The following is a 14,906-nucleotide window of genomic DNA, read 5'->3' as shown; positions in this document are numbered from 1 at the left end:
CTTTTCTGTGGGAGCGAGCTTGCTCGCGATAGCAATCTGTCAGCCAGCACAAGTGTTGAATGTGCCGGCCTCATCGCGAGCAAGCTCGCTCCCACATAAAGCCGTACAGCGTTACTTGCCGGTAATCATCGGCAGGTTCAGCCCTTGTTCCTTGGCGCAGTCGATGGCGATCTGGTAACCGGCATCGGCGTGACGCATGACACCGGTGGCCGGGTCGTTGTGCAGAACGCGAGCAATACGCTCGGCTGCTTCATCGGTACCGTCGCAGACAATCACCATGCCCGAGTGCTGGGAGAAGCCCATACCGACGCCGCCGCCGTGGTGCAGGGACACCCAGGTCGCGCCGCTCGCGGTGTTGAGCAGAGCGTTGAGCAGTGGCCAGTCGGACACGGCGTCGGAACCGTCCTGCATCGATTCGGTTTCACGGTTCGGGCTCGATACCGAACCGGAGTCCAGGTGGTCGCGACCGATCACGATTGGTGCGGACAACTCGCCGCTGCGCACCATTTCGTTGAACGCCAGACCCAGCTTGGCACGCAGGCCCAGGCCAACCCAGCAGATACGTGCCGGCAGACCCTGGAAGCTGATGCGCTCGCGGGCCATGTCCAGCCAGTTGTGCAGGTGGGCGTCGTCCGGGATCAGTTCCTTGACCTTGGCGTCGGTCTTGTAGATGTCTTCAGCGTTGCCCGACAGTGCCGCCCAACGGAACGGGCCGATACCACGGCAGAACAGCGGACGGATGTAGGCCGGTACGAAGCCCGGGAAGTCGAATGCGTTTTCCACGCCTTCTTCTTGCGCCATCTGACGGATGTTGTTGCCGTAGTCGAAGGTCGGGATGCCTTGCTTCTGGAAGTCGAGCATCGCTTTAACGTGCACGGCCATCGATTGCTTGGCGGCTTTGATCACGGCGGCAGGTTCGGTCTTGGCGCGAGCGCGGTATTCGTCCCAGGTCCAGCCGGCTGGCAGGTAGCCATTGAGCGGGTCGTGGGCGCTGGTCTGGTCGGTGACCATGTCCGGACGCACACCGCGCTTGACCAGTTCAGGCAGGATTTCAGCGGCGTTGCCCAGCAGAGCGATGGAAATCGCCTTGCCTTCTTTGGTGTATTTGGCGATGCGGGCCAGTGCGTCGTCGAGGTCTTTGGCTTGCTCGTCGACGTAGCGGCTTTTCAGGCGGAAATCGATGCTGACTTGCTGGCATTCGATGTTCAGCGAGCAAGCGCCGGCCAGGGTTGCAGCCAGAGGCTGGGCGCCACCCATGCCGCCCAGACCTGCGGTCAGGACCCAACGACCTTTGAGGTCATCGTTGTAGTGTTGGCGACCGGCTTCGACGAAAGTTTCGTAGGTGCCCTGGACGATGCCCTGGCTGCCGATGTAGATCCAGCTGCCGGCGGTCATCTGGCCGTACATGGCCAGGCCTTTGGCGTCCAGTTCGTTGAAGTGTTCCCAGCTCGCCCAGTGAGGAACCAGGTTGGAGTTGGCGATCAGTACGCGCGGGGCGTTGCTGTGGGTCTTGAACACGCCGACCGGCTTGCCGGATTGCACCAGCAGGGTCTCGTCGTCGTTCAAGTTGGTCAGGCTTTCGACGATCTTGTCGTAGCATTCCCAGTTACGTGCAGCGCGACCGATACCACCGTAAACCACCAGTTCTTTAGGGTTCTCGGCGACTTCCGGGTCGAGGTTGTTCATCAGCATGCGCAGCGGCGCTTCAGTCAGCCAGCTCTTGGCGGTCAGCTTGTTACCGCGTGCGGCACGGATTTCGACGTCGCGAAACTTGGTACGTTTATTCTCGGTCACGAAAAGAACTCCTCAGCAATCAATCCAAACCAACCCAGGCAGTGGGCGAGCAAGCCAATGGGCATCAGTGCACACCGGCGAATCAGTGGACGATGGTTGAGTCTTCGTGACTCATACACATACGTCTTTACTTGTACATACAAGCATATGCAATCAAGCGGCCAACTTGCTGGATGAGCATTCAAGAAAAATTCGGAAACAGCTGGAGAGCCCTTGGAACAAGGGTTTTGGCGTAGATGAAATTTTTCGAGAGGATTTTTTGGAGGATAGGCGGGTTGTTACTTGAGCGTGGTCTTGCGCCACACTGGGGCGTTCGGTAACAAGTTGGTGCGCGGACGGAAACGGTCTGAGGGGTAGCACAACATCGCGGGCAAACATGGCCCCCTGTAGGAGCCGAGCTTGCTCGCGATGGTCGTGAAGGATAACGCGTAGAACCAGATGCCCAGCGGCGAATTCGGGTTATTCGCGAGCGAGCTCGCTCCTACAGGGATGGTGTATCAGCGTGCGATGAGTTCGATCACGCAGCAAGCGCCATTGCTGGAGACTTCCAGCAATCCGGTGTTACCGACCAGTTGCAGGCAATCGTGGCGACCCAGTTGCGAAGCGCTGGTACCGACCTTTACTTCAAGCGCATCGCTGATGCTGAAGACCAGCACAGTCCCCGCCTCACTGAAAAACCGCTGCTCGCCCGACAACCACTGCAACCGCGCGGCGTAACGCTGCGGTGCGTAAATGAGGTTGAAATCGCGAATCGCACCGCCGAGCAATGTGCAGGAAACCTTGCTTTCACCGCTGAAGGCAAACGGGTCCAGCGGCAACAGTGGCCGAGTATCCTGGCCATCCACCGTCAGGCTCATGCCGTCACCCTGCAAAACAGTGATCACTCGCTCGTAACCGGCGAAGGTGGAAAACCCGCCCGATTCACCGATGTCGGCAATCGACAGGCGCCACCCAAACCCGTCCAGGCCGGTGCCGGCATCGCGGGTGATTTCTTCGGTACTGCCGCCGCCGTTCTTCCACGGCATGCGCGGGTAATCCTTGGCGCGTAAAACTTTCAGCTCATTCATTTATGGAACCGACCTTCCAGACGATGACGGGAACCGGGGTGGATCAAGCGAGCGGCGGTCACCGGCTGACGGCCGGACCAGGTGCGGCGACGGATCAGCAGGCACGGCTCGCCTTTTTCAATCTGCAGCAATTTGCATTCGGACGACTCGGCCAGGATCGCCTCGACCACGTGCTCGCCTTCGGTCAGCGGCGCGACCTGGTTCAGGTAGGCGTAGGGCGTTTGCAGGGTGAAATCCTGCTTGAGGTAGTCCGGCGCCACCAGCGCATTGACGAAACGGTCTTCGATTTGCACCGGAATATCGTTTTCGAAATGCACGATCAGCGAGTGGAACACCTTCTGCCCTTCGCGCATGTCCAGGGCCAGGGCGCGCTCGGAGCCGGCGGCCTCTTCTTCAAGGGTGATGACCTTGCAGGTGTGGCGATGACCGCGAGAGGCGATTTCGTCGGCGATGTTGTGCACCTCGAACAGTGCAGACTGGCTTTTCGGCTCGGCGACGAACGTGCCGACGCCTTGCATGCGCACCAGCAGGCCATCGGCGGTCATCTCGCGCAGGGCGCGGTTGATGGTCATGCGACTGAAGCCAAGCTGGCTGACCAGCTCGCTTTCCGACGGAACGCGGTAGTGCGGCGGCCAGTTTCCACTGTCGATTTGCTGGGTGATCATTTGTTTGACGCGGGCGTACAAGGGCGCCGGACTGTCGCCCATGTTCGCGGCCAACGGAGAGACTGGAGGCGGAGTCGGCACGGTTAATCCTTGTTCGTTGAAAAGAGATTGCTAGCTTGCCGGAGTTTACCGGGCAGGCAAACGTCTGTATATGTATATACAAATAACACACGATGGGGTGCTGAACCATGTCCGCCTTCTTTGCCGAACGCGCGCTGCTGCCTAGTGGATGGGCCAACAATGTACGTCTTGAGGTCAGCGCCGACGGCGTTTTGACCCATATCCAGGCCGATTCCCATGCAGATGGCGCCGAGCGGTTGAGCGGTCCGCTGCTGCCTGGCATGCCGAACCTGCACTCCCACGCCTTCCAGCGGGCCATGGCCGGGCTGGCGGAAGTGGCGGGAAATCCGAACGACAGTTTCTGGACCTGGCGCGACCTGATGTATCGCCTCGTCGGAAAAATCAGCCCGGAACAACTCGGCGTCATCGCCCGTCAGCTGTACATCGAAATGCTCAAGGCCGGTTACACATCGGTGGCGGAATTTCATTACGTACACCATGACATCAGTGGCCAGCCTTACGCGGACCCGGCCGAACTGGCCCTGCGTATCAGCCAGGCCGCAGGTTCCGCGGGTATCGGTTTGACCCTGCTGCCGGTGCTCTACAGCCACTCCGGTTTCGGCGGCCAGACTCCGAACGAAGGTCAGCGTCGCTTCATCAACAGCACCGAAAATTACCTCAAGCTGCAATCGCGCCTGCAACCGCTCCTGGCGCAGCAGCCGGCGCAGGCCCTGGGCCTGTGTTTTCACTCGCTGCGCGCGGTCACGCCGCAACAGATCAGCGAAGTGCTGGCCGCCAGCGACAAACAATGCCCGGTGCACATCCACATTGCCGAGCAGCAGAAAGAAGTCGACGACTGCCTGACCTGGAGCGGTCGTCGTCCGCTGCAATGGCTGTACGAAAACGTCGAAGTCGACCAGCGCTGGTGCCTGGTCCACGCGACCCACGCCAACCCGGAAGAAGTCACGTCGATGGCCAGGAGTCGCGCCATCGCCGGCCTGTGCCTGACCACCGAAGCCAACCTTGGCGACGGGATTTTCCCGGCGGTGGATTTCCTCGCCCAGGGCGGCCGCATGGGCATCGGTTCCGACAGTCACGTGTCATTGAGCGTGGTGGAAGAATTGCGCTGGCTGGAATACGGCCAGCGTCTGCGTGATCAGCGGCGTAATCGTTTGTACGGCGCGGATCAGCCAATGGTCGGCCGCACGCTGTTTGATGCCGCGCTGGATGGTGGTGCCCAGGCGCTGGGGCAGCCGATTGGCGCTCTGGAAGTCGGTAAGCGCGCCGACTGGCTAGTGCTCGATGGCAACGACCCGTATCTGGCAACGGCCAGCGGCGACGGAATTCTCAACCGCTGGTTGTTTGCCGGCGGCGATCGCCAGGTGCGGGATGTGTTGGTCAATGGCCAGTGGGTAGTGCGTGACGGGCAGCATGCCGACGAGGAAGAAAGCAGTCGCGCCTTCACCCAGGTACTGCGCGAACTCCTGGGCTGACACAAAACAAAAATGTGGGAGCGGGCTTGCTCGCGAAGGCGGACTGTCAATCAACATCTCTGTTGAATATGACACCCTCTTCGCGAGCAAGCCCGCTCCCACATTTGGATATGTGCCGACAGTTAGTTCGAGGTCTCGGCCATCTGCTTTTCCGAGGCCCGCCAGATCAGCCGCGTGGTGTCGTACCCCTGCTGACGTGCCTTGCTCAGCAACTCCTCACGCACCACACCGTTCACGGTCGGCGTGCGCGACAACAGCCACAGATACTTGCGGCTCGGGTCACCGACGATGGCGGTCTTGTAGTCATCGCTGACGTACAGCACCCAGTATTCGCCCTTCGCCGAACCCGGGATCAGCCTGGAAAACCAGGTATCGAACTCGACCCACAGCTTGTCGCTCTTGCCGGGTACCTGTGGATAAGCCGTGCCCTTGACCTCTTCCCATTGCCACTGTGCCGTCAGGCAGCGGTTCAGCACTGCGAGGTTGCCGTCGGGCTTGAGCGTGTAATGGGCTTCGGACTGCGCGCAGTCGCGCTGGAAGTACATCGGCATACGAGCCAGCTCGTACCAGGTGCCCTGGTAGCGCTTGAGGTTGACGCTATTGACCGTCTTGGGGGCCAATGGGTCCTGGCCAGACGTGGCACAGCCGGCCAACACCAGGCCGGCAAAAAGGATGATCAATAACCGCTTCATTATTTTTCTCCCGTGGGCGATCGCCCCGGTTTACTTCAGGCCTTGGCCGGAAAACATCAGCACTTTGTCACCGGCGAACTGCACGCTGATAAAGCTGTTCTTGTCGCCCCAGGTGCAGCTGGACATGCCGAGCGCGCCTGAACAATCGGCGGGTTTGCCCAACAGGGTCTCCACATCGGCCTTGGCCATGCCGGCGGAGAGCTTCGAGTAGTTTTCCTGATTGACCTTGCTGCAGGCAGCGAGCAATACGCAGAATGAAAGCAGGGCGATGGAACGCAACGACATGGTGAAACTCCGGGGGCGTAGGGGATTGGCATGGCTGCCAAGCTGAAGCTTAGAAGAGAAAACCCCTGTCAGGTTCCCTGCCCGACAGGCTATTTATCGGGCCACTCGTCTGCCTTTTGCCGAAAATCAGCCACTTTGCCTGTTTATCGGGCATTTCGTCGTTTTTCAGAGAATTCGCCTAATCTTTGGCGCCGTTCAGTCGACATAAATGCAACGCAAAGCCACGTCAGTGGCATTTGCTCCCTCATTTTGTAGAACAGCCCCTCTGCGGTAGCTCATCCATGACCAGAAACATGAAGTTCAGCCACAAGATTTTGCTGGCTGCCGCCCTCGTGGTGGCCGTCGCATTCGCTTGTTTCATCCTGTTCAACGACTATCGCCAACGCGAAACCTTGCGCAACAGTACCGAAGCCTCGATGCAGGAGCTCGGCAGCCTGACCACCAGCAACATCCAGACCTGGCTGGAAAGCCGCATGCAATTGCTGCAGTCGATGGCCCAACAGATCAACGCCGACGGCAATGCTCCCGCTGGCCTGAAACGAATCATCGACCTGCCCGCCTACACCGGCAACTTCCAGCTGAGTTACTTCGGTGGCGCCGACGGCGTGATGTTCTCGGTCCCGGCGGGCAACCGCGCGGCGGACTACGATCCGCGCGCCCGTGGCTGGTACAAGGCGGCCAATAGTGCGCAACAGACCATCGTCACCGAACCCTACATCGCCGCCTCCTCTGGCAAGCTGGTGATCACAGTCGCCACCCCGGTGCAGCACCTGGGCCAGATGATCGGTGTCGCCGGCGCCGACATCGACCTGTCCAGCGTCAGCGCGATCATCAACTCGCTGAACTTCGGCGGTCACGGCCATGCGTTCATCGTCGGTGCCGACGGCAAGATCCTGATTCACCCGGACAGCAAGCTGGTACTCAAGAACCTGACCGAGGCCTACCCCAACGGCGCGCCGAAAGTCAGCCCGGGCATGAAGGAAGTCGAGATCGACGGCAAGCGCCAGTTCATCTCATTCACCCACGTCAACGGCGTGCCATCGGCGGACTGGTACGTAGCGCTGGTACTCGACCAGGAAACCGCGTTCTCGATGCTCAGCGAATTCCGCACCTCGGCGATCATCGCCATGGTCATTGCGGTGGTGATCATCATCGCCCTGCTGGGCATGCTGATCAGCCTGTTGATGCAACCGCTGCTGACCATGGGTCGCGCTATGCATGACATCGCCGAAGGCGAAGGTGACTTGACCAAACGCCTGACCATTCACGGCCACGACGAATTCGGCGCGCTGGGGCTGTCGTTCAACCGTTTCGTCGAACGCATCCATACCTCGATCATCGAAGTATCCTCGGCCACCGGCCAAGTCAACGAAGTGGCGCTGCGGGTAGTCGCCGCCTCGAACTCGTCGATGTTCAACTCCGACCAGCAAGCCTCGCGCACCAGCAGCGTGGCCGCGGCGATCAACCAGCTCGGTGCCGCCGCCCAGGAAATCGCCCAGAACGCCGCCCTCGCCTCGCAACATTCCAGCGATGCCCGCAGCCTGGCCGAAGACGGCCAACAGGTGGTAGATAAGACCATCGCAGCGATGCAGCAACTGTCGGCCAAGATCAGCGACTCGTGCGGCAACATCGAGACCCTCAACAGCAACACGGTCAACATCGGGCAGATCCTGGAAGTGATCACCAGCATCTCCCAGCAGACCAACTTGCTGGCACTCAACGCCGCCATCGAAGCGGCCCGTGCTGGCGAGGCCGGCCGTGGTTTTGCCGTGGTGGCCGATGAGGTGCGCAACCTCGCTCACCGCACCCAGGACTCGGCGCAGCAAGTGCAGACGATGATCGAAGAGCTGCAAGTCGGTGCCCGGGCAGCGGTGGGCATCATGACCGACAGCCAGCGCCAGAGCGAAAGCAGCGTCGGCATCGCCAACCAGGCGGGTGAACGTCTGGGCAGCGTGACCCAACGCATCGGGGAGATCGATGGCATGAACCAATCGGTGGCCACCGCGACCGAGGAACAGACCGCCGTGGTGGAGTCGATCAACGTCGACATCACCGAAATCAACACGCTGAATCAGGAAGGTGTGGAGAACCTGCAGTCGACCTTGCGTGCGTGTGCCGATCTAGAGCAGCAGGCGGCGCGGTTGAAGCAGTTGGTTGGTAGCTTCAGGATTTGAGGTGATGTAGCGGGCCTCTTCGCGAGCAAGCCCGCTCCCACAGTGGATCTGTGTCGTTCACGAATCCCTTGTGGGAGCGGGCTTGCTCGCGAAGACGGAATCAGCCGCAAAGAAGAGCTAGAAGCTTGATCCAGGCTTCGACAGAAACGCCAACTCCTCAGCCGTAGACTCCCGCCCCAACACCGCATTGCGATGGGGAAACCGCCCAAACTGCGCAATTACCCTCTGATGCCGCTCGGCGTAATCCAGGTAATCGGCAAACAGCGTTCGGTCACCTTCAGGCTGCTGCGCCACCAGTTCGATATAGCGCGAGACACCTTCGTTTTGCACCGCGAGGTTTTCGCTGTGCTCGAACACCAGATAGATGAACACCCGCTGAATCGGCTGCAACTGGCGATCGAAATCCGCCGCAATACCTTGGGCTACCAATTTCTGTGCGCGGGAATCGCCGGAGAATGCTTTGGGAGTATCGCGAAAGATCATTCGCGGGATTTGATCGAGCAACAGCACCAGGGCCAGCCAACCTTCTGGACATTGCATCCACTCGGTCAATCCGCCGGCCAGTGCCTGCTCGGCCTGGCCCCCGAAACGCTCACGCGCTTCGAGGTCCTGGCTGTCGCGCTTGCCAAACCACAACTTGCCCTTCTGCGCCGCCACTTCCTTCGCTGACCCGAAACTTCCGAACCACCAATCAAGCAACGGCTGCCAGGGCGCGGTCATGGTTTATTCCTTATGGTAAGCCGTGACGCGGGCAACTTCTTCTTTCGAACCGAGGAACACCGCAACACGCTGGTGCAGGCCTTCCGGCTGGATGTCGAGGATGCGCTGGTGGCCGTCGGTGGACGCGCCGCCTGCCTGTTCCACCAGGAACGACATCGGGTTGGCTTCGTACATCAGGCGCAGTTTGCCCGGCTTCGACGGCTCGCGGCTGTCGCGTGGGTACATGAACAGACCGCCACGGGTCAGGATGCGGTGCACGTCAGCCACCATCGCGGCAACCCAGCGCATGTTGTAGTTCTTTTTCAGCGGGCCTTCATCGCCGGCCAGCAATTCGCTGACGTAGCGCTGTACCGGTGCTTCCCAGTGACGCTGGTTGGAAGCGTTGATGGCGAATTCCTGGGTGGTTTCAGGAATGGTGATGTTTTCGTGGGTCAGTACGAAACTGCCCATCTCACGGTCCAGGGTGAAACCTTTCACGCCGTCGCCCAGGGTCAGGATCAGCATGGTCTGCGGGCCGTAGATCGCGTAACCGGCGGCCACTTGCTGGGTGCCTGGCTGCAGGAAAGCCTTCTCATTCAAGGGCTCGTTCTGGCTCAGGTATTCGTTCGGGCAACGCAGTACCGAGAAAATGGTGCCGACCGGGGCGTTGATGTCGATGTTCGACGAACCGTCCAGCGGGTCGAATACCAGCAGGTACGCGCCTTTCGGGTATTTGCCCGGGATCTGGTAGGCATTGTCCATTTCTTCGGACGCCATGCCGGCCAGGTGACCGCCCCATTCGTTGGCTTCGAGCAGGATCTCGTTGGAGATCACGTCGAGCTTTTTCTGCACTTCGCCCTGGACGTTTTCAGTGCCCATGCTGCCCAGAACGCCACCCAGGGCGCCTTTGGACACGGCGTGGTTGATCTCCTTGCAGGCACGCGCCACCACTTCGATCAGGAAGCGCAGATCGGCAGGAGTGTTGTTGCTGCGGGTCTGCTCAATCAAATAGCGACTCAAGGTAACGCGGGACATGGAAGGCTCCGGTGGAATGGGGGGGCTAAAAACCCGCGCAGTTTAACGCGAGTCGGGGCGCATTTCCTCCTATCAGACGTGATCGGCCAAAGAGAGTTCATGTGCGGGGATGAGCGTAGTAGGAAATGGGCCGCGCGTGGAGCTCCAATGGATAGCAGATTTCGATATCTTTGGTGATCGGTAGTCCGTATTCGCGAGCAAGCCCGCTCCCACATTGGACCAGCTGTGCACACACCATTTGTGCCACAAAGCAGATCCAGTGTGGGAGCGGGCTTGCTCGCGAATGGCGCGAAGCGCCAGCCTTCTTCAGGATTTGACAGAGGGCTTGCGCAGCAAGCTGAACGCCATCGCCGCCAGGAACAGGACACTGAGCAACAACACCGCCCACAAGCCGAACTTCTTCCAGGAGATGTCCGTCGTCGCCAGCGTTTTCTCTGTCGATGCATTCGAAACCACCGCCCCGACATCCACAATGGCCCTGCCCAAGGTCGCGAGCTTCGCCGGGCTGTAATCCGGAATCAGCGTCGACAGCGGCAAGTTCGCCGCCTTCGCCGTCGAATTCCCCACGACCAGCGTGTAAGGCCCAGGCCCGCGCGCCAGGAACACCAGTTGTGTGGCACGCACGGCATACTTCAGCGTCGGCGCCCGATCACCCAGGCCGCCACCGCGTTCGTCCACGGTCAGCTTCAATTGCTGGACGATTTGCCCGGACAACTGCAATTCGTTTTGCACCACATCCTGACCGTTCTGGGCCAGGCGATAGAGCAAACCGCTGCCCAACGACTGCCATGGCAGACTGCTGTCGCGACGGCCGGCCAGGCGCACTGGCGCCAGACTGTTGGGCTGGCTCAACTCGACCTGCACCCGCTCGACATTCAGCCCCATCGGCAACTGCCAGGTGTATTCACCCGCCTTCACACTGCTGCCGGTCAACCCTTGGGACCAGACCAACGGCAGCGGCAGGCTGCGGGTACTGGCGCTCTGTAGTTGCGCCGAAGTCAGTGTCGGTGCCGAATGCGGCGTGATCCACAGTAATCGCAGGTAGCGTGCCGACTGGCCCGGAAGGTTGACTTCATGCTGTTCGACCCGCTCGTCGGAAAAAGTCAGGCGCGCCACCTGCCCTTCGCCCCAGGACTGCCAATGCTGCAAATCGTCGCTAGCTTCGATGGTGAAACGCTGGAAGCCGTCGCGCTCGCTGCTCCAGTCCAGAACCAACTGCTGCAACGGCGCCTTGATAGCCGAAGCGTCGAGCAACCAGCCGCGCAGCTCTTCCTCACCCGCCTCCAGCTGACTGGAGGGCTGCACCTCGACCAATGTGCCGTTGGTGCTCGATTGCACCCGCACGCTCGGCGCGGTTTCAGTGGCGTCCACCGAGTTGTACAACGGAAACCATTTCACCTCGGTCAAGGTGCGCGCTTCATTGCTCCGCGCCGTTTCCCGGGCCAGGGCATACGCCTGAACTTCGCCCGCCGCATTGAACACACGCACATCGCTCAGGTCGGCCTGCCGTGCATTCAGTTGTACGTTCAGGGGCAGCTCAAGGCGATACCAGGGCCCTTCGCCCGTCACCGACAAAGGCACTTGGGTGGTGAAGTCCGCCGGTTTTTCCTGGGCAACCGCCGACAACACTACGCCCATGGCAACAGCGCCCAACCAACCCAGGTTCAGCTTCTGACTCAAGACGACACTCCTTCGGATTCCGGGACCGGTTTCTCGACATCCGGCACAGCTTCGGCACGCTTGGGCGGCAGCGGGGCGAAATAGCCCACCACCAGCAGCAACACGCCGACACCGATAAACGACACGATCCGCGCCAGCCCGCCGCGATTACTCAATTCGACAAAGAACAGCTTAGCCACGACCACACCTATCAAGGCGGCGCCGATCAACCAGACTTCGCGGTGGCGACGCAAATGGCCACCGATCATCAGGCTCAGGGCCATCAAGGTCCAGACGATGGACAACCCGGCTTGCACCCGCATCGACGCCAACAACAGGTCCAGCTCGAACGGCACCCCGCTCCAATGGTGCGCCGTACGCATTACCAATGCCGTAAAGAACACGAACAGCGAGGCACCTGCGACCCCTTGCGTGGCGATGGCGGCGTAATCCTTGTGCAGCGACAGTTGTGTCATGGCGCTGCGGGACCAGACATAGATGCCGAACAGCGCGAACAACAGGCCCAGCTCCAGCGGGTTGATCAATGGCACGTAGGGCAGTGGCTCGGCGTTGCCGTCACTGGCGACATTCGCCAGCCAGAACCAGCCGAGCATCAGCAACGCCAGCGGCGCGGCGGCGTATACACGGTATTCCCTCGAGTACGCCGCCACCGGCCACGGCCACGCGCGAGGCGCCGCCATCAGAACCAGATACAGACTTGGCAGAATCGCCCAACCCAACCAGCGCCAAGCGTTGTATTGCTCGGACAACACCAGCAAGCCATAACGCAGCTCCAGCGCCAGCACCCCCATCAACAGCCAACAGCCGAGCACATGGGCGACACTCGTCACGCGTGCTGGCAGCATGGGCGCCAGGCGTCGCAGGGACATGAAATGCACCACGAACACGGCGGCCCACGCCAGCCAGCCGACGTCGGCCGCCGGGTGGTAACGCGAGTGCCAGGTCGCCAGCAGCACCAGCGCCGCCGCGGGAATCAACACCGTACCGAGCACCCCCAGTGATGGCCATTTCAGGCGCAGCGCCAACACCGCCCACAGCGCAACACTCACAGCTGCGACGCTCAACAACAAAGTCGCCTGCATCGGCAGCGACGCAAAATGCAGCACTTCGATGACCCAGGCCAACGCCCACCAGCCCGCGCCCCACACCAGCAACGCCTGGGACAATCGCAACAGGCTCAGCCCTTCGAATGCTTCGGGCGAAGGACCTATCTGCAGACGCCAGGCCCCGACCATCGCTGCCAGCCCCAACACCAGCGGCGCCCAGAATCCGGCATGAGCCAGGGGACTCAGCCCTTCACTGAACAGCGGCCCCGTCGCCAGGAACAGTGCACCACCCAACAGTTGCACAGCGAGCGCGGTGAACACGAATGTGCGCGATGGCAGGCGCAAGCCAACCAACAACGTCAACGCCCCGGCCAAGGCCCAACCGATCACCGTGCCGTGGCTGAAGAAAAACAACGGCGCCAGCAAATAGAGAAACGCCAGCCCGAGGCACGCCAGGACTGGCAGGCCTTTTAGCTCCCAAGGCCTGATCTGCTCCGGCAAGGCTTTACGCAACTGGTAGAAGCTGAACAACAACGCAATGCCCAGTAACAGCGCGCCTAGCGGTACACCACCGAGCAGGCTGCTCTCGCTGTTGTGCAGCTCGCTGAGAAACACCAGCGCCGAGCCCAGTTGCAGGAGCAAGGCAAACGCCCGGGCCAGGGGCCTTTGCTGGCGAAGGCCGAGCCAGAAGATCCCCGCGCCCTCCACCGCCCACGCCGCGGTCGTCCAGCGTGCATCGAGCCCCAGCGGAATCGCCAGGCTGGTGAAGATCACGCCCAAGGCCAGGCAGGTTTCCCCCAGCAACAGCGTGCGCCCGGCCATCAGCCAACGGGCAAGTCCCATGTAAATCATGCCCAGCGCCAAGGCACTGAACGCCGCAGCGAACTCCAGATGCTGCACCAGGGCGAACTGCAAGCCGAAACCCACCAGCGGCGGACCGAACAGCAGCGTGCCGTCGACGTAGTCGCCCTTGCGCGCCGACCATTGCAGCAGCGATTCGCGACTGCTCTCTGCCGGTGCATCGCTCATTTCCAGCAGCCTGCGCCGGGCGAACAGCAGACCAATGGCCAGGTACATCAGGAAAAACAAAATCAGAAACGGCTCGGTGCTCCACAACTGCTCCGGCGAGTAGGAACGCAGGCCCCAGGCGAAACCGATGCCGAAGGTGCCGCTGAACCCGATGACATTCAACAGCCGCCAGGCCTTGAACCAGGCGATGGCGAAGATGCCGGCGTTGAGCAGGGCAAAATAGCTGAACAGCGCGACGTGGCTGCCGGCGCCGGTGGAGGCCAGCAGCGGCGCGGCGAATCCGCCCAGTGCGGCCGCGGCGGCCAACCCCAGGGAGTCCTGGGTAATGGCGAGAATCGCCGAACAGACTGTCACCGCCACCAGCAGGCCAAACCCCGCCGTGGGATCGAGCAGCGGATGCAGGCGCATCGCGGCAAACACCGTCAGGTACAACACGGCGATCCCGGCCCCTTGCAGGATCAACGCATAACTGCTGTTGCGCGCCCGTAACCACCAGCCTAGCCCGAGCAACCCCAAGGCTGCCGCCGCAACGCCTGCGTACCGCAACTCAACCGGCACCACCACGCCTTCGGTGGCATAGCGCAGCAAAAAGGCCAGGCCGAGGAACAACAGCACCACGCCGACCCGCAACACGGTATTGCCACCGAACAACCAGGCTCGGGCACGGCTGATGGCGCGATCGATAAGGTTCGGGCCACGCGGAGGGACAGGTGGTTGTGCCTGGTGAGCGATCGGCTCGGGCTTCCAGGCATCGGCGGGCTGCGAACGGTTGGTTTCGGTGGCCGCTGCGGCGATCGGCTCGAGTTCGGGCGGCAGCTCCCAGACCAACTCCGGGGCTGCGGCAGGCGCTTCATCGAGGATGGTTTCAGGTGAGACAAGTGGCTCGCGGGTTTCCGGCGCCTTGACGCCCGATGCTTCGAGCAGCGCCAGCCGTTGCTCGACCGCCTGCAGCGCTACCTGCGCCTGTTCCAGCAAACGCTGCTGCTCGACTGCCTGCGAGTCCATGCGAGCCATGCGAAGGGCCTGGCCGATACCCAATCCGAATAACGCGCCCAGCAGCGCATCGCTGAATGACTCGTCGAGTATCCAGCCGAGCACCAGCCCTATCAGCATGAACATCCATTGCATGGTCGATATCCCTAAGCGGCCCCATCATGAGGCAAGTCCAAGCGGTACAGTGTCTGATC

At 61.2% G+C, this 14,906-nt stretch carries 11 protein-coding genes and 1 pseudogene; 3 read left to right on the top strand and 9 right to left on the bottom strand.

What is annotated here, in order from left to right; all coding sequences use genetic code 11:
* Window positions 1-111 precede the first annotated feature (111 nt).
* The 3 genes from hutU to hutC form a co-directional block, all read right to left on the bottom strand.
* Entirely contained in the window at window positions 112-1,794 is a 1,683-nt protein-coding gene (gene hutU / locus KGB20_RS27865) for a urocanate hydratase (protein WP_102672710.1), read from the bottom strand.
* Between the two features lie 497 nt (window positions 1,795-2,291).
* Window positions 2,292-2,861, bottom strand: coding sequence for a HutD family protein (locus KGB20_RS27860; RefSeq protein ID WP_150811987.1), 570 nt, complete (start codon window positions 2,859-2,861; stop codon window positions 2,292-2,294).
* Window positions 2,858-3,568, bottom strand: coding sequence for a histidine utilization repressor (gene hutC / locus KGB20_RS27855; protein ID WP_173677901.1), 711 nt, complete (start codon window positions 3,566-3,568; stop codon window positions 2,858-2,860). Before hutC ends, KGB20_RS27860 begins: the two co-directional genes overlap by 4 nt.
* 146 nt (window positions 3,569-3,714) lie before the next feature.
* On the opposite strand from hutC, the gene KGB20_RS27850 reads away from it, so the two are divergent.
* Window positions 3,715-5,079 carry a formimidoylglutamate deiminase gene (locus KGB20_RS27850; protein WP_154861207.1) on the top strand — a complete coding sequence of 455 codons (1,365 nt, stop codon included), beginning with the start codon at window positions 3,715-3,717 and terminating at the stop codon, window positions 5,077-5,079.
* 122 nt (window positions 5,080-5,201) lie between these two features.
* On the opposite strand, the gene KGB20_RS27845 is transcribed toward KGB20_RS27850, so the two are convergent.
* Both KGB20_RS27845 and KGB20_RS27840 read right to left on the bottom strand, forming a co-directional pair.
* Window positions 5,202-5,771, bottom strand: coding sequence for a lipocalin family protein (locus tag KGB20_RS27845; RefSeq protein WP_057712393.1), 570 nt, complete (start codon window positions 5,769-5,771; stop codon window positions 5,202-5,204).
* 30 nt (window positions 5,772-5,801) lie between these two features.
* The gene (locus KGB20_RS27840) at window positions 5,802-6,056 is read right to left on the bottom strand and encodes a hypothetical protein (protein WP_007975531.1); all 255 of its coding nucleotides are present in this window, start codon (window positions 6,054-6,056) and stop codon (window positions 5,802-5,804) included.
* Between the two features lie 281 nt (window positions 6,057-6,337).
* Between KGB20_RS27840 and KGB20_RS29410 the strand changes: the two are divergent.
* Together KGB20_RS29410 and KGB20_RS29405 are read left to right on the top strand one after the other, a co-directional pair.
* Window positions 6,338-7,372: pseudogene (locus tag KGB20_RS29410) on the top strand (cache domain-containing protein); the annotation flags it as partial.
* A 93-nt stretch (window positions 7,373-7,465) separates the two neighbouring features.
* A complete protein-coding gene (locus KGB20_RS29405; RefSeq protein WP_371318464.1) occupies window positions 7,466-8,230 on the top strand; it encodes a methyl-accepting chemotaxis protein in 765 nt (254 codons plus the stop codon).
* Between the two features lie 117 nt (window positions 8,231-8,347).
* On the opposite strand, the gene KGB20_RS27830 is transcribed toward KGB20_RS29405, so the two are convergent.
* The 4 genes from KGB20_RS27830 to KGB20_RS27815 all read right to left on the bottom strand — a co-directional run bounded on the left by KGB20_RS27830 (window position 8,348) and on the right by KGB20_RS27815 (window position 14,847).
* The gene (locus tag KGB20_RS27830; protein ID WP_154861209.1) at window positions 8,348-8,950 is read right to left on the bottom strand and encodes a DUF924 family protein; all 603 of its coding nucleotides are present in this window, start codon (window positions 8,948-8,950) and stop codon (window positions 8,348-8,350) included.
* A gap of 3 nt (window positions 8,951-8,953) precedes the next feature.
* Window positions 8,954-9,964, bottom strand: coding sequence for a class 1 fructose-bisphosphatase (locus KGB20_RS27825; RefSeq protein ID WP_150811990.1), 1,011 nt, complete (start codon window positions 9,962-9,964; stop codon window positions 8,954-8,956).
* A 306-nt stretch (window positions 9,965-10,270) separates the two neighbouring features.
* Window positions 10,271-11,644, bottom strand: a complete 1,374-nt coding sequence (locus KGB20_RS27820; protein WP_154861210.1) for a DUF3999 domain-containing protein — start codon at window positions 11,642-11,644, stop codon at window positions 10,271-10,273.
* Window positions 11,641-14,847, bottom strand: coding sequence for a DUF2339 domain-containing protein (locus tag KGB20_RS27815; RefSeq protein ID WP_154910700.1), 3,207 nt, complete (start codon window positions 14,845-14,847; stop codon window positions 11,641-11,643). The genes KGB20_RS27820 and KGB20_RS27815 overlap by 4 nt, the downstream gene beginning before the upstream one ends.
* Between the last annotated feature and the right edge of the window lie 59 nt (window positions 14,848-14,906).

The sequence above is a fragment of the Pseudomonas sp. BF-R-30 genome (genome assembly GCF_019956175.1).
Classification (GTDB): domain Bacteria; phylum Pseudomonadota; class Gammaproteobacteria; order Pseudomonadales; family Pseudomonadaceae; genus Aquipseudomonas; species Aquipseudomonas jessenii.
Note: the sequence above shows the minus strand (reverse complement) of the source record. Positions and strands in the feature narration are given on the sequence as shown.

What these genes read in the sequence shown, in the direction of transcription:
- KGB20_RS27845 (WP_057712393.1), bottom strand. Translation starts at nt 5,771, where the DNA reads ATGAAGCGGTTATTGATCATCCTTTTTGCCGGCCTGGTGTTGGCCGGC.
- KGB20_RS27830 (WP_154861209.1), bottom strand. Translation starts at nt 8,950, where the DNA reads ATGACCGCGCCCTGGCAGCCGTTGCTTGATTGGTGGTTCGGAAGTTTC.
- KGB20_RS27825 (WP_150811990.1), bottom strand. Translation starts at nt 9,964, where the DNA reads ATGTCCCGCGTTACCTTGAGTCGCTATTTGATTGAGCAGACCCGCAGC.
- KGB20_RS29405 (WP_371318464.1), top strand. Translation starts at nt 7,466, where the DNA reads ATGTTCAACTCCGACCAGCAAGCCTCGCGCACCAGCAGCGTGGCCGCG.
- KGB20_RS27860 (WP_150811987.1), bottom strand. Translation starts at nt 2,861, where the DNA reads ATGAATGAGCTGAAAGTTTTACGCGCCAAGGATTACCCGCGCATGCCG.
- hutC (WP_173677901.1), bottom strand. Translation starts at nt 3,568, where the DNA reads ATGGGCGACAGTCCGGCGCCCTTGTACGCCCGCGTCAAACAAATGATC.
- KGB20_RS27850 (WP_154861207.1), top strand. Translation starts at nt 3,715, where the DNA reads ATGTCCGCCTTCTTTGCCGAACGCGCGCTGCTGCCTAGTGGATGGGCC.
- KGB20_RS27840 (WP_007975531.1), bottom strand. Translation starts at nt 6,056, where the DNA reads ATGTCGTTGCGTTCCATCGCCCTGCTTTCATTCTGCGTATTGCTCGCT.
- KGB20_RS27815 (WP_154910700.1), bottom strand. Translation starts at nt 14,847, where the DNA reads ATGCAATGGATGTTCATGCTGATAGGGCTGGTGCTCGGCTGGATACTC.